Annotated in this window: 19 protein-coding genes; 7 read left to right on the plus strand and 12 right to left on the minus strand. The window is 37.4% G+C overall.

Going from position 1 to position 23,622, the window contains the following annotated elements:
* Positions 1 to 289 precede the first annotated feature (289 nt).
* On the minus strand, positions 290 to 1,633 hold the full coding sequence (locus ACVYAD_RS20305) for an arsenic transporter (RefSeq protein WP_476427695.1): 1,344 nt from the start codon (positions 1,631 to 1,633) through the stop codon (positions 290 to 292).
* 767 nt (positions 1,634 to 2,400) lie between these two features.
* Between ACVYAD_RS20305 and ACVYAD_RS20310 the strand changes: the two genes are divergently transcribed.
* Positions 2,401 to 3,075, plus strand: coding sequence for a DUF2642 domain-containing protein (locus tag ACVYAD_RS20310; RefSeq protein WP_349661559.1), 675 nt, complete (start codon positions 2,401 to 2,403; stop codon positions 3,073 to 3,075).
* A 689-nt stretch (positions 3,076 to 3,764) separates the two neighbouring features.
* Here the strand turns inward: ACVYAD_RS20310 and ACVYAD_RS20315 are convergent.
* The 5 genes from ACVYAD_RS20315 to ACVYAD_RS20335 form a co-directional block, all read right to left on the minus strand.
* The gene (locus tag ACVYAD_RS20315) at positions 3,765 to 4,343 is read right to left on the minus strand and encodes a hypothetical protein (RefSeq protein ID WP_476427697.1); all 579 of its coding nucleotides are present in this window, start codon (positions 4,341 to 4,343) and stop codon (positions 3,765 to 3,767) included.
* A gap of 567 nt (positions 4,344 to 4,910) precedes the next feature.
* Positions 4,911 to 5,147, minus strand: a complete 237-nt coding sequence (locus ACVYAD_RS20320; protein WP_476427698.1) for a hypothetical protein — start codon at positions 5,145 to 5,147, stop codon at positions 4,911 to 4,913.
* A gap of 22 nt (positions 5,148 to 5,169) precedes the next feature.
* The gene (locus ACVYAD_RS20325; protein ID WP_476427700.1) at positions 5,170 to 5,430 is read right to left on the minus strand and encodes a hypothetical protein; all 261 of its coding nucleotides are present in this window, start codon (positions 5,428 to 5,430) and stop codon (positions 5,170 to 5,172) included.
* A gap of 86 nt (positions 5,431 to 5,516) precedes the next feature.
* Positions 5,517 to 5,687 carry a hypothetical protein gene (locus tag ACVYAD_RS20330; RefSeq protein ID WP_386831096.1) on the minus strand — a complete coding sequence of 57 codons (171 nt, stop codon included), beginning with the start codon at positions 5,685 to 5,687 and terminating at the stop codon, positions 5,517 to 5,519.
* A 297-nt stretch (positions 5,688 to 5,984) separates the two neighbouring features.
* Positions 5,985 to 6,431 (minus strand): MarR family winged helix-turn-helix transcriptional regulator, encoded by a 447-nt coding sequence (locus ACVYAD_RS20335; protein ID WP_476427702.1) that lies wholly within the window; start codon positions 6,429 to 6,431, stop codon positions 5,985 to 5,987.
* A gap of 152 nt (positions 6,432 to 6,583) precedes the next feature.
* Here ACVYAD_RS20335 and ACVYAD_RS20340 point away from each other — a divergent pair, with 152 nt between their 5' ends.
* The 3 genes from ACVYAD_RS20340 to ACVYAD_RS20350 all read left to right on the plus strand — a co-directional run bounded on the left by ACVYAD_RS20340 (position 6,584) and on the right by ACVYAD_RS20350 (position 9,262).
* Entirely contained in the window at positions 6,584 to 6,988 is a 405-nt protein-coding gene (locus ACVYAD_RS20340; RefSeq protein ID WP_349661553.1) for an Ohr family peroxiredoxin, read from the plus strand.
* A 26-nt stretch (positions 6,989 to 7,014) separates the two neighbouring features.
* Positions 7,015 to 7,641 carry a nitroreductase family protein gene (locus tag ACVYAD_RS20345; protein ID WP_476427704.1) on the plus strand — a complete coding sequence of 209 codons (627 nt, stop codon included), beginning with the start codon at positions 7,015 to 7,017 and terminating at the stop codon, positions 7,639 to 7,641.
* A 238-nt stretch (positions 7,642 to 7,879) separates the two neighbouring features.
* The gene (locus ACVYAD_RS20350; RefSeq protein WP_476427706.1) at positions 7,880 to 9,262 is read left to right on the plus strand and encodes a dipeptidase; all 1,383 of its coding nucleotides are present in this window, start codon (positions 7,880 to 7,882) and stop codon (positions 9,260 to 9,262) included.
* Positions 9,263 to 9,308: 46 nt separating this feature from the next.
* Here the strand turns inward: ACVYAD_RS20350 and ACVYAD_RS20355 are convergent, their stop codons facing one another.
* Together ACVYAD_RS20355 and ACVYAD_RS20360 are read right to left on the minus strand one after the other, a co-directional pair.
* Positions 9,309 to 9,881: a nitroreductase family protein gene (locus ACVYAD_RS20355; protein WP_476427708.1), complete on the minus strand. Its 573-nt coding sequence runs from the start codon at positions 9,879 to 9,881 to the stop codon at positions 9,309 to 9,311.
* Positions 9,882 to 10,169: 288 nt separating this feature from the next.
* On the minus strand, positions 10,170 to 10,664 hold the full coding sequence (locus ACVYAD_RS20360) for an amidase domain-containing protein (RefSeq protein ID WP_476427710.1): 495 nt from the start codon (positions 10,662 to 10,664) through the stop codon (positions 10,170 to 10,172).
* 171 nt (positions 10,665 to 10,835) lie between these two features.
* On the opposite strand from ACVYAD_RS20360, the gene ACVYAD_RS20365 reads away from it, so the two are divergent.
* On the plus strand, positions 10,836 to 11,858 hold the full coding sequence (locus ACVYAD_RS20365; protein WP_349661548.1) for a DUF2804 domain-containing protein: 1,023 nt from the start codon (positions 10,836 to 10,838) through the stop codon (positions 11,856 to 11,858).
* A gap of 959 nt (positions 11,859 to 12,817) precedes the next feature.
* Here ACVYAD_RS20365 and ACVYAD_RS20370 read toward each other — a convergent pair.
* Complete coding sequence (locus tag ACVYAD_RS20370) at positions 12,818 to 13,537, minus strand: glycerophosphodiester phosphodiesterase (protein WP_476427712.1); 720 nt, start codon at positions 13,535 to 13,537, stop codon at positions 12,818 to 12,820.
* 249 nt (positions 13,538 to 13,786) lie between these two features.
* On the opposite strand from ACVYAD_RS20370, the gene helD reads away from it, so the two are divergent.
* Positions 13,787 to 16,024 (plus strand): RNA polymerase recycling motor HelD, encoded by a 2,238-nt coding sequence (gene helD, locus ACVYAD_RS20375; protein WP_476427714.1) that lies wholly within the window; start codon positions 13,787 to 13,789, stop codon positions 16,022 to 16,024.
* Positions 16,025 to 16,507: 483 nt separating this feature from the next.
* Here helD and ACVYAD_RS20380 read toward each other — a convergent pair whose 3' ends face one another.
* Positions 16,508 to 17,977, minus strand: coding sequence for an MDR family MFS transporter (locus tag ACVYAD_RS20380; protein WP_476427715.1), 1,470 nt, complete (start codon positions 17,975 to 17,977; stop codon positions 16,508 to 16,510).
* A gap of 145 nt (positions 17,978 to 18,122) precedes the next feature.
* Between ACVYAD_RS20380 and ACVYAD_RS20385 the strand changes: the two genes are divergently transcribed.
* Entirely contained in the window at positions 18,123 to 18,698 is a 576-nt protein-coding gene (locus ACVYAD_RS20385) for a TetR/AcrR family transcriptional regulator (protein WP_476427716.1), read from the plus strand.
* A 196-nt stretch (positions 18,699 to 18,894) separates the two neighbouring features.
* Here the strand turns inward: ACVYAD_RS20385 and ACVYAD_RS20390 are convergent, their stop codons facing one another.
* Positions 18,895 to 20,091, minus strand: a complete 1,197-nt coding sequence (locus ACVYAD_RS20390) for an alpha/beta hydrolase (RefSeq protein WP_476427718.1) — start codon at positions 20,089 to 20,091, stop codon at positions 18,895 to 18,897.
* Between the two features lie 268 nt (positions 20,092 to 20,359).
* Positions 20,360 to 23,611, minus strand: coding sequence for a hypothetical protein (locus ACVYAD_RS20395; RefSeq protein ID WP_476427719.1), 3,252 nt, complete (start codon positions 23,609 to 23,611; stop codon positions 20,360 to 20,362).
* Positions 23,612 to 23,622: the final 11 nt, after the last annotated feature.

A 23,622-nucleotide genomic window follows, 5' to 3' on the forward strand; every position in this document is an offset into this window, starting at 1 on the left:
GTTACAGGTTAAACTCAAAATCAGTTAAAAAAAGTTAACAAAGGTGTAGAGAGTCTACAAAAATTGTAGACTCTCATTTTTAATACTCAGCACCTAATGTATGATTCAAAGTCACCTTTTTACCACAATTGCTAAAGCTTAAAAAACCGATTCTAAAGTGCCGTTGGTTTACAAATTAAAGTGGTTATTTATCCCAACTATTTGGTTACTAACAAATAAATTGTAATCGTGTTATAACAATTTTCTTTGGATAAGCATATATTTAATCTAGGTTTGCTTTTCCACCGTGTTAATAAAAGAGCCATGTTACCCAATAGTATAAAATGACTAATGTAAAGATGACTGTAGGAGGAATCACGATGATAGTAACTTTAATATATTCCCACCATGTGATTTTTACCTTACCTTTCCTTACGATGTGCATCCACATTAGTGTTGCAAGGGTACCCATAGGAAGTAGCAGTGCACCTATGTCACTTCCAATAATGTTTGCTAAATAAGCGACTTTCAAGGAAATAGGGTCAAGCCCCATATTGGTTAACGTAATAGTTCCTACCATAAGCGCTGGATGGTTATTGAAGATATTGGAAAGCACTGAAAGTAATCCGCCCATTAAGACACTCGTATTGAGTAGGTTTTCCGAAACCAATGGACGCATAAATTGAATTAACCATTCCGTTAAGCCAATATTATTGAGACCATAGATGATGACGTACATACCAAATGCAAAAACGATAATATACCAAGGTGTTTTTTTCAACATATCACCTGGTGGTATTTTTAAATAAGCCCATCTCCATCCTAAAAGAACGAGAGATCCAATTACCGCCACAACAGAAACTGGAATTCCTAAAAACGAGGCAAGGAACAGACTTATCCGAACGCCAAATACAAATAGAAGTACGTTTAGCATAAACCTAGTACGCTTTTTCTTCGAATCTCCTAGAGCAGTTTGTTTAAGTGGATGATAAGAAGGCAGTGACATCCCTGTTACATTTGTCGGAACAGTTTTAGGTATGTTTTTTTTGAAATATAAAAACAGTAAACCAGCAAGTAGTAATAAACCCATTGTTGCAGGAACAAACATCATTGCTGTATGTGAGTACAAACTCATATCGACTATTTTTAATGCAATTAAATTTACGATGTTACTTACCCCGATTGGAGCACTGGATGCTGTTGCAATTAAACCTCCTGAAAGTAAATATGGAACCTTTTGATGATTTTCTAATCCCATATTGTTTAATAACATAATTAGAATTGGTATTGCGATTAAAATACTACCGTCATTATTCACGAAGAGTGTCATGAGAAAGCATAAGAGATTGACATACCAGAATAATCGAATGCCAGATCCATTTGCTTTCTCAGCAAGCAGCTCTGCAACCCAGTTAAAGAACCCGAAGCTTTCTAATACAATCGCCATAACAATTGTAGCTATAATGGTAATCGCAGCATCACTGATAGTTTGTATAATCGTGAAAAGGTCTGTCATGGTCACACTACCGCAAAGTATTACTATAATCGCACCTACCAATGCAGGAATAGCCTCATTCATATTTCTAGGTCTCCAAAAAATGAAACCAAGAGTAACTAAAAAGGTCAGTATCGTTATTATTTCGAATGTTTGCATAGTATTTTCACCTTCATGCAGTATTATTTAATTCTGAAAATAACTTGTTATTAAAATAATAGGCCCTTACCTCTCATTCATTAGGTTAGCGATGCTGTCATAGTATAAATATGTAAAAAGTTAAAACTCCTTTAGTTTTACACCTATTTTCTCTAATATTTATAGTAAATTACTCAAATATTAAAATAGTATTCTGTAAAGAATAGACAAGATTTACTGTTGTGGTGTTGAAGGCGAATATAAAAAAATTATGAGTTCAAGCAAGATCTGATCTCATGCCACGTATTTTCAAAAAAACTTTGGTTAAAGAGATTTCTACAATAGTAGTTAGTTTCCTAATTTCAACCGAGCAAAATAGTTTATTTTAAACGATCAGAGATGTTTATCCGAATAGGATGAACGCTTTTTTTATTGATAAAGAAACTATAAAGTAGTTGACCTATAGGAGTGATGCGCTTTAGCACCGTAAAGCCATTAAAAAATTCGGACATAAAAGCAATTTCAAATGAATAAGTTGAGATGATTGGTTTGTTGCGATTATGGTTTTGGAATTAGAACCGTTACTTTTACAAGTTACAAGTCTCGCACATGTAATTAGAGGAGATACCAGGTGCATTATCGACACCTGTTTGTTCCCTAGCGACACTAATGTCGATGTTCATTTTCAATAACACGGGAAATTAATTAAATTAGCTTAATGATTAATTTAATTAGTTAGGATTTGTGGATATTTTAGTACTTGAAAAGAAAGGGAGGTAAATTTGATTATGTTGCAAAATCTAAATAAAGAAATTGTTGTAATTGAACTCTCGGGACGAAAGATATTAAAAGGTTCAGTGATTGATTCGAGTAGTGACATTATGGTGATATATAATGGAAATATGTTTGTCTATATACCAATAGACCATATTCAAACTTTAGAAATAGATTATGACAATGAAGATAATGTTCAACAACCTTCAGAAAGACCGACATTTAATTCTCAAGTGTCTAATAAAGACCTAACTCTTACAAATATACTTTCACAAGCAAAAGGAATACATGTGGAGATTTCTGTAACAAAAAACCTAGCGCTACATGGGGTTATAACGTCTGTTATGAATGATTATTTTGTATTTGAGTCTCCCATTTACAAAACAATGTTCATTTTAACAAAACATTTAAAGTGGCTCGTACCATATTCTAAGGATCAACTTCCTTACGGACTAAGTGAAAATGAATTTTTAAGTCTATCAGCTATTAAGAATCAGTCCCTAAACAATACATTTGAGTCTCAAATTAACCAACTTAGAAATCAACTTGTTGTATTAAATCTTGGAAAAGATTTTTCCCATATAGGTAGAGTAATAAACGTAAATGATCAAATTATTGAGATACAAAATGGAAAATCGAGTTCAACTTATTTTAACCTTTCACATATTCAAACTGTTCATCAAGTATAAGATGTATCTATTCAGAAAAGGAGGTTTTTCTAAGTCCCCTTTTCTGATTATTTTTTTTTAAAACGCCCCCTACTATGCACCGTAAACCACAATTAAGACTTGATTATGAATAGAGAAATTGTTTTTAGTTCCTTTTATCGAAGTAACTGGGGCGTTAATTTAGGAAAGATTGAAACTATTTGTTGAAGTTTTAGCACTAATCGGCTTTGTGCTTAGGTCTATAGAAATTCTTTGCACGAAAGCGTAGCGTCAGTAGCACAATGTAGAGTTGATACATCTAAATATTTCGATTCATCTTCAGTCATAAGTAAAAGCTGAACTAATTATTAGTTCAGCTTTAAATCACTTATTAAAATGTCACATATTATATAAGACATTCTGTTTTATGGATGTATTATAGTTGAATAGGCATACCTCAGTTTAATCTATAGAATGAGCATAAGAGAGGACGTGTCCGAAATGAGTCAAAAAAAGTACAGGCAAAATCCGGCACCAACACATATTGTACACGGATTGAGACTCTGAAATATACAAGTGAAGCTTTTGACCAGCGCTACAGAAATACGAAATGATTCCGTCATTTAGCCGAAAAGAATGTCCATATGACAATGCGTACATCGAATCATTTCGTAATCGAACTATCCAACATTCCTATTGGCCGCCTTATGTTTTATAAGTCTATAAAACCGTCATCTTCTTCTATTTCTAGTATTTCTTCCTCGATCATTCGCCGCTTTTTCATTTGTCATCTTGTTAGAACTTTCATTACTATTATCTTTATTTTTATCTTCATTTTTATTTTCATTTGTATTTTCTTGATTATTCTTTCCTTCATTAGCTTTTTCACTAGTTGTTCCTAAACTAATATTGCGAACATGATACATTGCCAGACGAATAATTTCTTCTTTAGAGAAGATAGAAATATAATCGTCCGTCACTTCATCCATTATGCCTTCTAACATTTCTGGACCACCACGATTCACTTTAACCCAATGATGTCGTAGACTACTTACCACTGTTTTAAAATCTGGTGCAAGTAAGTACGAGTCTGTTGCAGGATCTTCAACACTAAATTCCATCCCATCTCTTGAATTTAGCGTAATGCTTTTAATATGCTGTGTTTTGTAATAAACAATCCCATCTTTTTCTGTTAATAATACAAAATGATCGTCTTCAGCAGCCATTAACTTCCCTATACGTGATTCAGGGCCTCCCCTATCCACTCTTATAACTTTATTCATTAACGTAAGCAGAAGATCTTTATTCATTCTTTTAGCCTCCTAATAGTATTGTCTTGTTATCTATATGTGTACTTGAATAATAAACCTATGTAAAATGCCCATCTAGGTAAAAATATAACATCTGATCTGGGTTCTAGATCTGAGTCAATAAAGACAAACTACAAAGATAACAGTATTTACTTTACCTATTAAATTGTCACAAAAACTTTTACCTTCTATCGCCTTTTTGTGCATAATAAAAGCCACACCTTATTGGATGTGACTTAAAATAAAATTTCATAATGAAGGAATCTAGTCCATTAGGAAATGCTCTATCCCCTGTGGTAATTTTCATATATAGACTATACTATCACCTCTTGATTAGAATACTTGCGCAAATACATAAAAATTAAAGATTTGAATTATTTTTTGAAGTAACTTAAACCCTTACTCATCTCAGAGGTGGCACACTTTGTGTAACTGGCGTTTCACTTACGTTACAAGAAACGTCCTTAGCTGGCGTATTGCTCTCGCTTGCATAAAGAGGCATTATTTAAAATATGGTCGCAAAGTATTTACACCACAAAAAAAGCATATCCTCATTGGAATATGCCTTCATATTTGTTTATTGAAGTTCTTTTTAATTAATTTATTATTGTTTTTAGCAACTTCTATTACACAAATCATACATAATGCTAAAAATAATAGAGACCACTCTATTTTTTCATATAAGAAAAGCGAATAGATAACAGCAATTACACTGTAACATAATATAATGCTAGCAATAACTATTCCTTTTTTATTCACGTTATTATCATAAACCGGACGTTTTTTATGTGGTGTTTCTTTCATAATAAATTCTCCCTCTTATGTTTTATGTATTCTTCAACTTTGCTGAAACTTTAATTTCTTCCTCGGCCATAAAACAACATTTACCTTTATCTGTCAACTTTACATTCACAAACCCAAGTTTGTCTTCATCTGAATAGTCTTCTCCATGTATATACCCGAAGCTTTTCAACATAAATGTCCCTTGTATTTCTTCTTTCGGTATATCTTTAGTTTTCTTCGTAAAAAGAATTTCTGTTCTTCCATTTTTAACTTCTTCTAAAATTTTCACCTCAACATTATTCATCTCAAAAATTATTAACACCTCCAAAATACCTATATATATAATAGGATAAATGGAACCTATTGTCATTACAAAAAGAAGTTACCAATTCAGCAATCGAATACTATCATCACAATATATAATTCATTTGCTGTTTCTGTAGGTTGATGATAACTGAATACTATATTGTTAACTTCGTGACTTTTTGCATTTTTAATGGCATCATTCACTTTCTTTTCTAATCCCAAAAGATCCTCTGATTCATAAAATTTAACCTCCAATAATCCACCTCATCTTTCTAATCTAATAAAATGATATGTGCGGATGATTTACTAAATTCATGATCATGTTCTAAAGGAGTTAGAGGAAAAAAATGTTTCGGTATTCAGTCAAACTTTGCAGGCTAGTGGAGATAAAAAGTAGTGCTATAAAATCTATAGGATTGGGGGCAATTACAATATCTTTAATTATCCCTGTTTTTATTATATAAAATAAAAAACCGCCAACTTGATAGCTGGCGTTAACATATTGTGATATGTGAATGATTCAATAGTTCAGGGAGAGACTCAACAATCAGTTTATTTTTCTAGCTTTTCATCCTTGATTGGCAAGTCACATTGTAAAATATCTTGAAGGACTATTTTTAGCTGCATATACTGGTGTTCTGAAATGTTCGTTTGCTTCATTACTTGACGTGACACTTCAGGTAGCTTTTGGCGTACTTCAATTCCTGCTTTTGTTAAATAGATTTTCATTTGTCGCTCATCTTCCTTAGAACGCTCACGACAGACGTAGCCTGTTACCTCTAACTTTTTTAGTACTGGTGTTAATGTACCAGAATCTAAAAATAAACGTTGTCCCAATTCCTTCACTGTAATTTGCTCATCATCCTCTAGGGCTAGTAGGGCAATATAACCTGTATAAGTTAAATCGTATGGCTTTAATAACGATGTATATTGTCGAATGATTTCCTTTGAAGTTGCATACAAAAGAAAGCATAGTTGATTATCTAAATGATTCGGCATAGGAACCCCCTCTTTAAGTACTTCTAATACTATTAATACTAAAAATAAAGTTTCTACTTGTCAAACACAATTGAATTGTGTACAATCGATTTTGTAAAATTAAATTGCGCACAATCTAATTATTAAGTGCCACAGAATAGGAGTTTTATCTAATGAAAGAATTATATACAACAACAATGATTAATGACGGTGGCCGAAATGGTAAATCGTATGCAGAAGATCAATCGTTATCATTAAATATTGCACCACCTGGCTCGAAATTAGAGGATGTTACAAACCCCGAACAACTATTTGCAGCAGGTTATAGCGCTTGCTTTAATAGCGCGTTAGATTTAATTAAACGTCAAAAGAAAATTCGAGGGGCATCAACAATTAAAGCAACGGTTAAACTAATCGAGCAAGCCTCATTTGACTACGTGCTTGCTGTTGACATTGAAGGACATATTGAAGGCTTATCGATTGAAGAAGCACAACAATTATTAGAAATTACACATACTGTTTGTCCATATTCAAAAGCGACAATGGGCAATATCAACGTAACAATTAAAGCGGTTTAATTTATTTTAGTAAAAGAGGGAATAAAATGACAAAAACTACACCAGTAAAACAAATCATGCACGAGCGTAAATCGGTTCGTAAATACAATGCTAACACAACGATTTCTCGTGAAACGATTATGCAACTATTAGAAGACGCTACTTCATCTCCATCTTCAAGTAATATGCAACCATGGCGCTTTATCGTCATCGATGATAAAGAAATCCAACAGAACATTAATATTTTTTCATTTAATCAAGAACAAATCGAAACAGCATCCGCCATTATCGCTGTCATTGGAGATACAGAAATGTATCTAAACGCAGAGGAAATCTATGCAAAAAACGTTGAGCTAGGCTATATGCCTGAAGAAATTGCAAGTAAGCTTGCTAAAGATTCTCTAGCAATGTATAGTTCGATTCCAAAAGAAGCGCTACTAAATATCGTTCACTTTGACGCAGGCTTAATTTCAATGCAAATTATGCTATTAGCGAAGGAAATGGGCTATGATACAGTCCCAATGGGAGGCTTCGACAAATCAAAATTTGCTGAATATATGGAATTACCATCGAACGAAGTGCCAATTTTATTACTAGCGATTGGCGAGGCAGCTGGACCAGCTTATGGTTCTTCACGTCTTCCAATTGAGCGCCTTGTACGCTTCAATAAATAATTTACCGGTTGTACAATCGATTTTAGCAATGTCCTTGAATGCATTTGGAGGACATTGCTTTTTTATAATAGAAAAGAACAGTGATGAAAGTATGTGAGTGACAAGCATCCAGCAAGAAATTTACAGGCAGTAGGCAGTTGGGCTAAATATGGAAGAAACCATTGCTATAGCAAGATTCCCCAACCACATTATGCTATACTATTTCTATTATCGAAATATTTGAAAAGAGGGATGCTAGATGACAAATGTACAGCAGTTAGATGCGTATTTCACAGAACATCGCGAGGCACACTTAAATGAATTAAATGAATTTTTACGTATTCCAAGTATTAGTTCTTTATCTGAACATAAGGGCGATATACAAAATGCCGCAGAGTGGCTAGCGAACGCATTTAAAAAGCTAAATCTTGAGAACATCTCTATTACGCAAACTGCAGGTCACCCTGTTGTTTATGCTGATTGGCTACATGCTGAGGGTAAACCAACTATTCTATTTTATGGTCATTATGATGTACAGCCTGTTGACCCATTAAATTTATGGGAAACAGAGCCATTCAACCCTACGATTCGTGACAACAAACTGTTTGCTCGCGGTGCTAGTGACGATAAAGGACAAGTGTTTATGCACTTGAAAATGATTGAAGCCTTATTTGCGACAACTGGCACTTTACCAGTGAACGTGAAATTCATCTATGAAGGTGAAGAAGAGATTGGTAGTCCTAACCTTCCTGCCTATGTTGAAGAACATAAAGAGAAACTTGCTGCCGACTTAATTTTGATTTCTGATACAGGTTTATATGGTCCTGGTAAACCTGCTGTATGCTATGGATTACGTGGCTTAACAGGGGTTCAAATTGATGTTCGTGGTGCTAAAGGTGACCTTCACTCTGGTCTATACGGTGGCGGTGTACAAAACGCTATTCATGCATTAGCTGACATTTTAGCCTCTTTCCGTGATGAGCATGGAACAATTCAAGTGGAAGGCTTCTACGACAACGTTTTACCATTAACGGAAGAAGAACGCGAAGCTTACCGTGCACTTGGCTTTGATGAAGAATCCGTGAAGGAAGAAGTTGGCGTGAAGGAATTATTCGGTGAAGCTGGTTATTCCTATTTAGAACGCACTTGGGCGCGCCCAACATTAGAGGTCAATGGTGTGTTTGGAGGCTTCTCTGGCGAAGGCATTAAAACAGTGCTTCCTGCTGAGGCTAGCGCAAAAATCACATGCCGTCTTGTGCCAAATCAAGAGCCAGATGAAATTGTAGCACTTTTAAAAGCACATATTGAAAAACATAAACCAACTGGCGTTGAAGTGACGATCTCTGAATTTGATAAAGGACGTCCATTCTTAACACCATTTGATCATCCATTTATCCAAGCTGCTGGTCGCTCATACGAAAAAGTATATAATGTACCAACTGCTTACACACGTGGCGGAGGATCCATCCCTATCGTCGCTGCCTTTGATGAAATTTTAGAATTACCAGTAGTGCTAATGGGCTTCGGCTTATCAAGTGAAAACTTCCATGCACCAAATGAGCACTTCCATTTAGAAAACTTCGATAAAGGATTACGTGTTTTAAGTGATTATTTATTTGAGGTTGCTGAATTACCAAAATAAAATAAAGAAATCCCCTCGTCTATTTTAACGAGGGGATTTTGCTAACTTATTCGCCAAAAATCGTAACGATATCTGCTGATTTTTTACGTTCTTTCCCTTTTGGTGCTTCATCAAAATAACCAACTTGTAGCATCGCAATCACGCGCTCACCCGGCTGAACCTTTAGAGCTTCACGGAATTTAGGGTTATCTAGGAACCCAGGTGTTTTCCAGCATGAGCCGATTCCTTTATCCCAAGCTAGCAATTGAATGTTTTGAATAAAAATACTTGCCGCTCCGAAATCTTCTAATCGCTCTTTTTGTCGTGCATCCTCTGGAACGATGACAAAAGCATAACCGCCTGGTAATGTGAATTTCGTCATTTGCTTCGCTAAATCTTCACTTGAAAGCTCCTGCCATTTCGGTATCGCTATATCACGCAATAAATTATGAAGAGCCGATAACTCCTCACCACAAGCAACGACTAAACGCCAAGGCTCACGATTCCCGTGATTCGGCGCCCATACCGCATCGTCAATAATAGCCATTAAATCTTCACGCTCTACTGGCTGACCATTAAATTTTTTAATAGAACGACGCTCAATAATCGCATCCCTTACAGATAAAACTTGTTCACTCATATACTCATATCTCCTTCTATAACACTACAATATATTTACCAATTATGCCTCGGCATAATTGCGTCCAGAATCGGCTTTGTGCTTAGGCCTGCACGACGCAGGTCAGTTAGCCGTTATCGCATGGATGCGATGATTTTAGGCTAACATCCCCTAAGAACTCCTTTCCGATTCCGTGACATCCGCCGGAGGCTTTAACTTCATTCAGCGGCTGTTTGCTGAATGAAGTTAAAATTTATCTTCTATCCCTCACATTATCATAAAATGATGAGCTTTAAAACTACTATCCCTTTAAGCAAAACTATCATCAATATGAATGTAATAATAAGTCATGCTTGGCGTATAGGCTGTTGAATCTTCATAAAAATAGGGTCGGTTAATACTATCTGAAGTGTGTGCATTAACATAAGGAATACCATTTTGAATACTAGTCACAATGACAGAATGGTCAATTCTCCCATCCCCTTGAAAATCATAAAAAATAATATCTCCAAGCTCTAATTCTTCGGCAGACTGAACCCGCCTTCCCTTTAATCCAGTCGTTGAGCCTTCCAAATACCATCTAAGGGAATGTGCAACAGACCAGCTAAAGCTCCAATTCCCATGCTGAAGCCACCAACCTTTCCCTCTGTTTGGAGCCCCCCGCATAGGTGCTCCCCCAGCAAGTAAACATTGAGATATATAGTTCGTACAATCAACAGTAAAATTCGGAAACGCTGGATTACGCCTGTTCCACCATAAATTCGCATACTGCACAGCAGCCTGTCTGTTATACATTTTTGCCACACTACCCCTCCTTATGTTCAACATATGTATAAAGAGATATTTCTATTAGCTAGGTCCTTATTCATAAAAATGTCGAAAGTGGTCTTATTTGGCACTATCTTTGCTAGTTTTTGCTACAATAAGGGTAAGGAATTATAAATATTTATTTTATGATCAGAAGGGATGTTGAATGTGAAGCAGCATGCTGAGAAAGAAATTATACAACCTACTCTTTTATGCGATAAAAAAGGCAATTTAAATCCAGCTGCCATCGGATTTGCACGCAAGCCTCTTATAAACAGCAATTTAAGTGGCCATATCATGCGCAAAAAGAAATGGAATTATTGGTGTGTCTACGGTGATGAGATCATCTTCTCAGCTACTATTAGTCATCTAGACTATGCAGCGGTCTGCTTCGTCTATTTCCTTGAATATGAAACACAGCGCTACTTTGAAAAAACAATTATAGTTCCATTGGGTGGAAAATTAAAAATGCCTACACAGGTGCTAGATTCAGTAACCTTCAAAAATAGTGAAATGATGATCGATATGACATATGTACAAAACGAAACTCATCTATCCGTTTCGATCCCAGACTTTGATGGAGATACTTTATGTGCAAAGCTTATCATTCAACATCCGCCTACAGACGAGTCATTGAATGTAGTCATCCCTTGGAACCGTAAAACATTCCAATTTACAGGGAAGCATCACACACTTCCTACTTCTGGTTTTGTGTCAATTGGTACTCGCCGCTTTACATTTTCTCCTGAGGAAAACTTCGCTGTACTAGAATACAGTCGTGGCGTTTGGCCGCGTCAATCCACATGGACTTGGGGAATGGCCTCACAACGAGTTCGAGGCAGACGAATCGGACTCAACTTAGGCGGTAAATGGACAGACGGAACTGGAATGACCGAAAATGCTGTTTTCGTTGAAGGCAAAATGACAAAAATACATGAAGATGTACTGTTTAATTATAATCAAGAGGATTTAATGCAACGGTGGAAAATTAAAACTAAATTCACTAACCAAGTTTCATTAACATTCTCCCCATTCTACGAGCGTGTTGCCGTCACAAAAGCTGGCCTCGTAAAATCTGAAGTACACCAAATGTTTGGCTACTACGACGGTACCGTATTACTAGACAACGGCGAAACACTTGTCATCAAGCAAATGCTAGGCAGTATCGAAGAGAATCGCGTTAAGTGGTAATAACTCTATTCTTTTCATACGGGGATTTAACGCACTGAATTGCGCTCCCTCAGCGCGTTAAATCCGAAAAGCCTATGAATAAAGGCTTTCTGCGGATTTTCGTGGGGCTATCTATGAGTTTTGGCGGGGCTTTCCGTCGATTTGCGGCGGAGCTTTCCAGGATTTTGATGGTTCTATCCACGATTTCGGCAAGTCTATCCGTCGCTTTCGTCTTTCTATCCGTCGATTCGACTCTTCTTTCCGTCACTCTGATTTCTATCCGTCGCTTTGGCTCTTCTTTCCGTCGCTCTCGCCTTTCTATCCGTCGATTCGACTCTTCTTTCCGTCACTCTGATTTCTATCCGTCGCCTTGGCTCTTCTTTCCGTCGCTCTCGTCTTTCTATCCGTCGATTCGACTCTTCTTTCCGTCACTCTGATTTCTATCCGTCGCTTTGGCTCTTCTTTCCGTCGCTCTCGTCTTTCTATCCGTCGATTCGACTCTTCTTTCCGTCGATTCGGCTCTTCTTTCCATCGCTTTGGCGGTTCTATCCACGATTTGAGCGAGTCTATCCACGATTTGATGGTTCTATCCACGTTTTGGGCTGTTCTATCCACGACTTTGACGATTCTATCCACGTTTCGGGCTGTTCTATCCACGACTTCGACGAGTCTATCCACGTTTTGGGCTGTTCTATCCACAACTTTGACGATTCTATCCACGATATGGGCTGTTCTATCCACGATTCGAGCGGTTCTATCCACGATTTGACGGTTCTATCCACGATATGAGCGGTTCTATCCACGACTTCGACGAGTCTATCCACGATATGAGCGGTTCTATCCACGACCTTAACGGCTCTATCCATCACCTTGCCGGTTCTAATACTTTGCCTTCTCTATCCGTCAATTCGACTCTTTTTTCCTTCACCCTAGCTCTTCTTTCAGCCACGCCACTCCACCCAATCCACGCTCCAGCCATTCTACCCTACCAACGCGGCTACGATTTTCTCCGGGTCATCTGTAAATATCCCCTGTACGCCGAGCTGCTGTAATTGTTTTGCGTTCTCGACGTCATTTACTGTATATACACGGACAGTCGTTCCTTCATTTAGAGCTTCTTGAACAGATCTCCGAAACGCTGTTGGTAAGTTGACGTGTATTGCGTTTGCCGGGATTTGGGCTGTATAGCTGGTAAAGTCTACTAAGATTTCTGCAAACAGCGCCGCTTTTTCGATATATGGCGCTCTTTGTGAGATCATCTGAATAGATTCATGATTGAAGGAGGATATAATCACTCTTTCTGTCATTTGATAGGCAGCTATCTCTCTAATCACAAGGGCTTCTATCCCGTCATATGGGAATACATCGGTTTTGAGCTCGATGTTAATGCGGTGATTTGTGCCTGCAAACAGTTCTAATACGTCTCCTAGAGTTGGTATGCTTTCATCTTCAAATTCAGCTGAAAACCAGGAGCCAAAATCAAATGCACGAAGCTCTTGTAGCGTGTAGTCCTTGATGTAGCCAGAGCCGTTTGATGTGCGGTCGATTGTTTCGTCATGAATAACGACTAACTCCCTATCTGCTGTTAAATGAACATCTAGCTCAATGCCTGTAATCGGAAGCTTCGATGCGGCCGTAAAAGCAGCCATTGTATTTTCAGGGTAATGTGCCGAAACGCCTCTATGAGCAAAAATTTCCAATCTAATAACCTCCTAGTTTGCTCACCTTTAGTTGGTCGAGCGATTTTCTATCATTCATGTTCTCTTGTTCTTTCCTTAATAAGCCTATTACAATTTCACTTGCTGGTAAATATTATATATAGTAGTATGAGAATCTACATTAATTATACCTAGGCCTCATTGCGTCCGGATTCGGCTTTGAGCTAGGGTCTACTTTTCTCTTCAAAAAGTTTTATTAAAACATCATAAGTAATTAGGAGGTGCTAAAAAATGACTGCACAACATCCAGATTTTCAGGCTGAAGTGGAGCGGCTTGCTTCTACTAAAAATTACATGCAGCAAATTTTAAATGAATCGCAAAGAGGTTTGCAATCTGCTCAGGAGAATATTCGTAAGTCGATGGCGGATCTTGATTATTTAGATTCAAGTTTGGGCTACAATAATATTTTGGCAAATGCCCGTTTTTTTGAAATGGCTCGGAACCAAAAGGAAGGCTTAGAAGCTATTCAAAAAAAGCCATACTTTGCTCGAATTCATTTTCAAAAGACTGGAGATCCTGAAGAGTTTCTTTATATCGGAAAAACGTCTTTGTTTCATCGAGAAACGCATGAGCCGATTATCGTCGATTGGCGTTCACCGGTAGCGAATGTTTATTATGATGGTCGCCTCGGGGATATGGAATATGATGTTCGTGGAGAAATCCATAAAGGACACCTATTTGCCAAGCGACAATATAAAATCCAAGATGGTGAATTGCTTGATATTCGAGATATTGATTTAACGACAAACGATGAGTTACTGCAAGAAGCGTTAGCTGGAAAAGCCGATGTACGTTTGACAGAAATCGTCTCCACCATTCAAAAAGAACAAAATGAAATTATACGAGCGCATCTTCGTCAGCCGATTATCGTTCAAGGTGCTGCTGGTAGTGGAAAAACAACCATTGCCCTACACCGTATATCGTACTTCCTCTATACAATGGGCGAGCATTTTAACCCTGAGCAGCTCATGATTTTAGCACCGAATAAGTTGTTTATCGATTATATTGGAGATGTTTTGCCAGAGCTTGGTGTCGATAAAATTTGTCAAACAACCTTTACCGATTACGTTCTAGCTGCGACTAAGCTAAAACTGAAACTCCAAAATCCTAATGAGCAGTTAGAATCGCTTGTTGCGGGTGAACCCCAACAGGTAGCTTCTTGGATATCTGAAATGAAGGGCTCCCTTTATTACCGTGATGTTATCGAGCGCTACGTGCAAAAGATTGAGCAGGAAATTGCTAACCAATTTGAGGATGTATTCATTGAAAAATATTGCATTATGCGTGCCTCCCATTTAAAGAAGCTATTTTTATATGAATTTTCTTATATGCCGATTGAAAAACGACTGGCACATATTAAAAAAGTGCTAGCAAGCCATGCCCGTCAAAAGAAACAAGCTATTTTAATTACGCTCCATAAAAAATATGATGCAGCACTTGGCAGAGCACTTGATGGATTCCGTGATGATGAAAAACGTCGTCGAGTTGTCACGAAGTTTATTGATGAGCGTGATGAACGCATTCCTGCCATTGAAAAAGAGGCAAAGTCAACAGCCACTGTTTATATGCGACGCTTTTCTAAACATAACATCAAGACTCTCTATCGCTCCCTTCTAACAAATGCTGAGCTATTAGCAGAACTTGCACCGGAATGGCATTATCTTGAGCAACAGCAATTTTTACAGGCACATGCTAAAGAACAATGGGTGCTTGAAGATTTAGCTGCCATTTATTATTTACAAGCTCGCTTAAAGGGCATTCCTGATGAATGGAAAATGAAAGTCGTCTTCATCGATGAAGTACAGGACTATAGTTTATTTCAGCTTGCCGCTTTAAAAACAGGACTGGATACAGATATGTTTACGATGGTCGGTGATTTAGCACAAGGGATCCATAGCTATCGTTCCCTTACTGCCTGGGAACCTGTCCAAAATCTATTTCCTAGAGCAAGCTTTAGAACACTTCAAAAAAGCTATCGAACGACCATTGAAATTATGGAAGTTGCGAATAAGGTTTTAGCACAAATGGATGAACAGCTGCCATTAGTAGAGCCGGTAGTTCGTCATGGCAATGTCCCTACCTATATAGAGGCTCCATCATTCGATGCCCTGCAAATACAAGAGGTTTTTGATGCCATTCGAGCCAATGGACATCATTCCATTGCTTTAATTTGTAAAACGACTGCAGAGGCGATTACCATGCAGCAAGCATTAAAAGATAAAAAAATTGCTTCTCAGCTTTTAACTGAAGACGAGTCTATTAATCAGGATTTATTGCTCGTTGTGCCGAGTCATTTAGCAAAAGGCCTTGAATTTGATGCTGTAATCGTAGCTGCCTTCGATACACCTTTCTACGATACAAAAGTTGATCGAAAACTACTGTATGTGGCACTCACTCGAGCCATGCATGAGCTGTATTTAATTGGTCCAACCAAAAATACTTTTCTATTAGAAAATGAACAGATGTAAAAAAAGTCGCCTTCATAGCGACTTTTTTTGCATCGAACATTCAATACCCATCTATCATTTCCGAGGCGGTATGCGGTAAAACCTTCCTCTGGATAAATACGCTTTTACAACTTTCCACCATGACCTTGGTGCTTCCTTTGGAGGAGACTTCTTTTTAGGTAGTGCCGGCATGCGCATGGTAACGACTCCTTTCATAGGCTTGCTATTACTATATGAAGATAGTTACAAATTTATGATAAACGGTTTCCTAATGCTAGCTTACACAATTAACTTGTGGACTTCTAGTGTTTTTTACCAATAAATAGAATAAAAAACATTTTCTTCACACTTATCTAAAAACAGAAAGAGAGATGTATCAAACATACGATACATCTCTCTTTTTCATATTTTATAAACTAATTGTAAAATGACCGTTTCCATCGCCAATGTGGCAATATATCCACTCGCCCACGAATACAACGTTTACAACCTTTTTACAACCTTTTATTTTTCTATAAGCTGAGTGGCTTTTACTTTCTTTTTCTGTCCTTTTAAGAAAAACGATACAACGAGGGCAACAATTATAAAGACTAACCCGAGCGTAAATGCCCCTTGGAAGCCAGATGTTAAACCATTTACCTTTTCAACTGGATCCATTGGATTTGTTGAGCTTTCCATATATTTAGTTGTACCTGTCGTCATTTTAGATATAAATATAGCTGTTCCAATTGCGCCGGCTACTTGCGATAGCGTATTAAAGATCGCTGTACCGTGTGGATAAAACTCTGGTGTCAATTGATTTAATCCATATGTTTGTACGGTCATGACAAACATGAGGCCCACCATTAATACGCTATGCATCAAAATAATTTGTGGTAATGTCGTTTCTGCGTTAATGCCACTGAATAGCCACATCGCAAAGGCTACTAGCCCAATACCTGGGACGATAATAGTTTTTGGACTTAATTTATCAAATAGTAAACCTGCAACCGGCCCCATGATGCCGCTAATAATACTTCCTGGTAGCATGATGAGCCCTGATTTAAAGGCTGTCACAAGTAAAACCATTTGTAAGAACATCGGTAATAATGTCATCGTTGAGAACAGAGACATCATGACGATGAATATTAACCCAACTGACAAAGCAAACATTGGAAATTTAAAGGCACGCAGTTCTAAAATGGGATGATCTATTTTTAATTGACGAACAACAAAAATGACTAACGCTATAACCCCAATCATTAAAGTGATATAAACTTTCGGATCTGACCACCCGAAATCACCGGATGAACTAAAGCTATACACAATCCCACCGAAACCTAATGTTGATAAAAGAATGGATAAGTAATCCACTTTTGGTCGTGTTATCTCAGAGACATTTTGAAGATACTTCATTCCAATTAAAATCGAAATGATGGCTATAGGTATAACAAGATAGAATAACCAGCGCCAGCCAAGTGAATCAACGATGATTCCCGATAATGTCGGGCCAATTGCTGGAGCAGACATCATCACAAGTGCGATTAAGCCCATTGTGGCGCCACGTTTTTCAGGTGGACAAATTATTAAAATCGTATTCATTAGTAATGGTGAGATTAATCCAGTGGCGATTGCTTGGACAATACGGCCGATCAATAAAATGCTAAAAGTCGGCGCGACTCCAGCAATCAATGTACCAACTAAAAAGGTAATCATGGCGGTTAAGAACATTTGTCTTGTTGTGAGCCATTGTTGAAGTAAAGCTGTAATCGGTACTAAAACGCCCACAACTAACATGTAAGCTGTAGAAAGCCATTGAATGGTCGAAGCTGTTACATCAAACTCTCCCATAAGTACAGTTAAAGCATTACCGAGTAATGTTTCATTTAAAAGCGCGACCATTGCACCTAACATTAATGCGATTATTATTGGCTTATGTCTAATAGTAGAAAGATCAACTTTGCTACTTGTAGAACTCGTAGTCGTCATATTCATTGATTAACTTTCCTCCTGCCGTCTTGATTATTAATACATGTGTATACAAAAGAACACACGTAATATACTATACATTTGTAGATTAAATAGGCAGAATCAATTTTCAACAGTTGTATAAATAAACTACAGAATAGGAGAAGTGTAGATGAAAAATAATGAGAGGCAGCTGGATTTACGTATTAGACGTACACATAAATTATTGTGGGAAGCTTTATTTGAATTAATGACCCAACCAAAACAGAAATATAGTGCCATTACTATTAACCAAATTTGTGATCGTGCCATGGTTCACAGAACAACTTTTTATCAACATTTTGAGGATAAAAATGCATTATTGGCATTTGGGCTTAGACAAGATCAAGAAGAAGCATTGACCGTACCACTTTTCGATCGATTAACGAAGCCATTTCAAGTGATAGAACAATTCTTACGTCATAAAGAGATTGGTAAAATATTAGAGGCGCAAATGGATGATGAACAATTTATTAACTTTATGGCTTATCAAACTCGTGAAATGAAGAAACAGGAAAATGAAGAATTACAACGCATTTGTAAAAATCATACGATACCATCTGAGTTGATTATTGAATTCCACTCAGGTGTCCTTACAACATTAAGTACATGGTGGTTACAAAATAGAAAAGAAGTTTCAGCGAAGGAAATGGATAGCTACTTTCATGCAATGATCAATCAAGATATTTTTCAATTTGAAAAGGAATAGAATCAGTGAGGGATGACAACATATCACTCCTCATCTGTGTAAAGCCTCTTTTCTTTTTACGTATTAAAACCGAAAAAGAGATGTATCTAATTACGATCCATCCCTCTCTCTCCACTTCACAAATAAAAACTAGAAATAAAGTAGGTTCACTTTTATTTCTAGTTTTTATGTAGATTCGCTCTATCATCTATATTCATTAATTATACTTTTGAAGAAAGGCTTTGACTTTTTCAAAAGCAAACTGAGTACTTACGTTATCTGAAAATATATCAAACGCATGATCCGTTCCTGGAAGAAGATAAAGTTCATGCGGAACGTTATTTTCTTTTAGTTTCCTATCTAAAGCTTCAGCCTGTTCTGTCGGGATAATACGATCACTCGTTCCGGAAATCGTAATAGTCGGCGGTGTATTTTCATCAATATAATTGATAGGAGACAGTATTTTGTAACGATCAGGGAATTGTGAAGGCGTACCTCCGATATACTCTTCCATAACAGTTTCTACATAGTCAGGGCTAGGATTATGCTTATAACCCTCTGTCATATCTGCTGGTCCATATATATTAATGACAGAATTAATAGCTACTGAGGCTACATTAGTTGAAGGAGGTAACTTTTCCTCTCCCATACTATAGGCAGCCATCATAGCTAGATTTCCTCCTGCCGATTGACCCATGACATTTATTTTTTCGGGGTCAATTTTGTAGGTATCCGCATGTTCTACTACCCATCCTATTGCTGATTTCACATCGCCTACTTCATCTTTCCATCCCGCTTCAGGAGGCATACGATATTGTACATCAAAAACGGTATATCCTAATTCACTAAACTTCTGATTCCAATGTGGTGTAGTCCCTTTATCGCCTTCAACCCATCCGCCTCCGTGGATTATGATAACAGCAGGATTCAGTGCCGTTTTTGAACTATCATGAGCAGGCCACACATCAAGCTTTAGCTCTTCGCCATCTGCCGTTTTTCCATAGACAACATCCTGAGTAAATTTTGATGTAATTTTTGTCGTGCTAAAAAAATGATCAGTAAGAGAAACCGAAACATTTTCGCTTTTAGCATAGTTAAACATTTTAGTAGTCGGTACTATATTTAGAAGCATCAATAATAACAATGAAGGAATCAAAAGTGCTCGAGCGATTACAGCTTTTTTCCATACAGCTAGTATTAATAGCACGATGATCAATACTGTTAAAATTAATAAAAACATTGGAATTGCCAATGCAATCATGGCAAGGAAACTCATTTTATTAGAATAATTAGTTGGATTCCATATATAGTATGTCAAAAAACTTATAAACGGCAATGTAATTACTGCAATGACTGTCAATAACCATTGCATAAAACCGTTAGGACGCCATGAGGTTAGTTGTTTCTGTTCCATTTTTCAAAGTCCCTCCATTCTAAAGAATATATTTTATCCTTCAAGAATTAGCACAAAACAAATACATCCATATAGCACCTAAAAAACATGAGATTGATAAATGTTCAATCTCATGTTTTCTTTTTTAAAAATCATTTAGTTATCAACCATGCACTGTGAGAATGGCAAATGATTGGGAGGTACTTATTTCTGCTATTATAGCATAGCACACCTCAGGTAATCTCTGATTAGAATAAGAGATCCTCTTTTGATGTAGACAAATGCGACATCATTCATTCACCGGTACATTCTCAAGTACCCACTGTATCGTTCCTGTATAAGCTTCAGCTCTAGCAGTTCCGGCTGCTACTTCTAAATAAAGACCGTCTTCGTCTGGTTGCCATGTCCTAGAAATATTGACTACTTCTCTGTTTGTTGTTTCCTTTGCATAAATCTCTGCTGAAGCATTTTCAGTAAGGATTGAAACATTTTCACCATAGCGGTACTGTAAGCCTTCTAATTTAGAACCTGTTCTGCTGCTTGTTAGCGGCTGAATTAGCTTAGCTTTCATCGTCCAAGACGGTTTTCCCGACAACGCACGAGTATCTTTTACTGCCAAAGGCTCATCAACTTGGATGAGTTGATACGTTTTATTTCGTGGCGAAATCTTAAGCACTTCTCCAAAGCCAATCACTTGAGGTGATGAAATGAACTTCAACACGCCAGTAATCTTGATTTTCACTTCATTTGATGTCTTATTAACTGTATCACCCGTACTGTATTTCCCTGCTACTGTCGCCTGACTTACAACTTCTTCTTCTGCCGCATCTTCTTTTACTTTAGCATTAAAAGTGACGTTTACTTCCGTAGAGCGCTTCAAGCCTGGATCGAGTTTTGCTTCAACTGTATTTGTAGAAGTATTGTATATTGCCTCACCAATTTTACCACCATTTGCATTGATTACTTTAAGATCTGTTGGTGGTTCTAAATGTGTATCATATTTTTGTGTAATCGTAAGTTGGTCATATGTGCCTTTATCTTCCGAAATATAGCCAGAATCTACTAAAATCTTATAGCTTACTATTTCACCCGGCGCAACGTCTGTTGGCACGTTACCATCTTCATCAAACACCCGCTCTTCAACGGATAATTCTGGGCGTATTTTTTTCGTTTCAAAATTGGAGTAATCTGTTCCATCATCCGCGTATACAGTAACCGTGTGATCTAGACCCTTTTTTACTTGGTTAATTGGAATTATGAACTTCCACGGTACATTTGTATTTGGATTCGTATTTTTATATTCTCCTATTTGCCCAGAAAAAACACCACCACCACCATTTATTATATAATTAAGTTTGACAGTATCACTGTCTGCATCTTTCCATGTTCCAGAAATATAATATCCTTCATCTGTATAAGTACCATCATTATCTATAGTCACCACCGGCGCTATATTGTGATAGGCAATTTTTATCTTTTCAATATTAGATTGCAGATTCTCTGAGTCAATCGCATATACAGCAATCTCGTGATCTACTCCCTCTGTTATTTCATTTCTCCGAATCGTATGCGACCATGAAACATCTGTATTCATATTTTCATTTATATAATTGCCTATTTCCTTAGGCACACCGCCATCTACCGTATAATAAAGACTGACAGTATCACTGTCTGCATCTTTCCATGTTCCTGAAATACGATAACCACCATCTGTATATTCAACATCTTTATTCAAGTTTAACGTTGGCGCAACATCTGGTCTTTCAGTTACCGCAATCTGAAGATTCGCTTCTTTGATTTTGCCACGCTTTAGATCTTCCTTATCCCACCTTAATGCCCAGGCTGAATTTGTCGCATTCTCATAGGGATATTGCCCACCCCGGCCTGGATCTTGGGTGCCTGACCCATCTAAATTAAAGAAAAGGCGTTCCCCGAAAACGTAGGATTGCCCGGTATCATTTGCTTTAAATCTAGTTGGATGATTCTCATAACCATCACGGTAGAAATAAAGAAAATAATCTTGTTTGTCTCCCCCTGGACCGTTTCCCCCTAGTCTCTTCTCATGAAAATAAAATCCTTCATTATTTCCTAATGAATATATCTTACTTCTTTTCCAACGCGTAAAAATATCCATATTAACTGTATAAGCAAAATTTATATAAGTATAAAGATTACTTAATTTCAAATACTTCATACTGACATTAATACGCCCTTTTCTCTCACTCATCAGACTCATTTTAAATTTCACATATCCATCTACGTATTGACCATTAATGACAGCTGCATAAGCAATCAATTCATGTGTTTTTTCATTTTTATATAGTTTTAGAAGTGGCATGCCCCCAGATTGAAACCAAGTATCCTTAAATGCATATATTGTCTCCTCCCCATTAGCAACCACAAATCCCATTGCGCTCGCCTTTCCTATTCGGTTTTCACGACCAGGTCTTCCTTGGTAATAATGATATGTTGCGACACCATAATTTTGATTAGGATCCTCCATAGCTAGAGCTGTCATTACTGTGAAATTTTGTGCTTGTATATTCCTTCCATTCACTACATCGTAAAGTGTTGTATCCATGCTAGGCAACGGATGTAACCAATCATCCTCATGCTTCACATAAGCCTTCTCATCTTTCAATGAGTTCAATGACCGCTCATTGTGAACATCCCCGTAATACATGTAATAAGTTCTTTTATCTTTCTCTCTTGTTGGCAGTTCAAGTCCCCTATTTAATGACATTTGCGTAAATCCTAATTCTTCCGGAGAACCATCCTTATCCAAATCCCCAAAATCAATATCGCCAATTTTACCAACATAACTTATTGGAATTCCTTTAGGATCAAGAGGAACAACTCTTTCACATTTAGGTGCTGGATTTTCTTTACTGTCTACCTCTGGCTGTTCCTCACCTTCAATTGTTAGCTCTTCTTCGCTAACTAAATATTCTCCCTCCGCACATGCAATTTCCAGGTTTTCTTCACTTTGAGGTTCTTCCGCACATTCAATTTCCGGATTTTCTTCACCTTCAGACACTGGCTGTTCCTCACCCTCAGTTGCTGGGTTTTCTTCACTTCCAGACTCTGGCTGTTGCTCACACGCAGGCGCTAGATTTTCTCCACTCTCAGACTCTGGCTGTTGCTCACCCTCAGTTACTGGGTTTTCTTCACTTCCAGACTCCGGCTGTTGCTCACCTTCTGTTGCTGGATTTTCTTCACTTCCAGACTCTGGCTGTTGATCACCTTCTGTTGTTGGATTTCCTTCACTTCCAGACTCTGGCTGTTGATCACCTTCAGTTACTGGATTTTCTTCATTTCCAGACTCTGGCTGTTGTTCACCTTCTGTTGCTGGATTTTCCTCACTTCCAGACTCTGGCTGTTCTTCACATGCATTTGCTGACTCTTCTTCACTAATGGACTCTGACTGTTCTTGACATTCAACTGCTGGATTTTCATAACCAACAGACGTATCCGCTACATATACATTCAACTCAGAAAAAACGAGAAGAATGACCATCATCACCATTGCTATTTTCTTCATTTTTCCACCTA

Source organism: Lysinibacillus sp. G1-3, assembly GCF_056322905.1.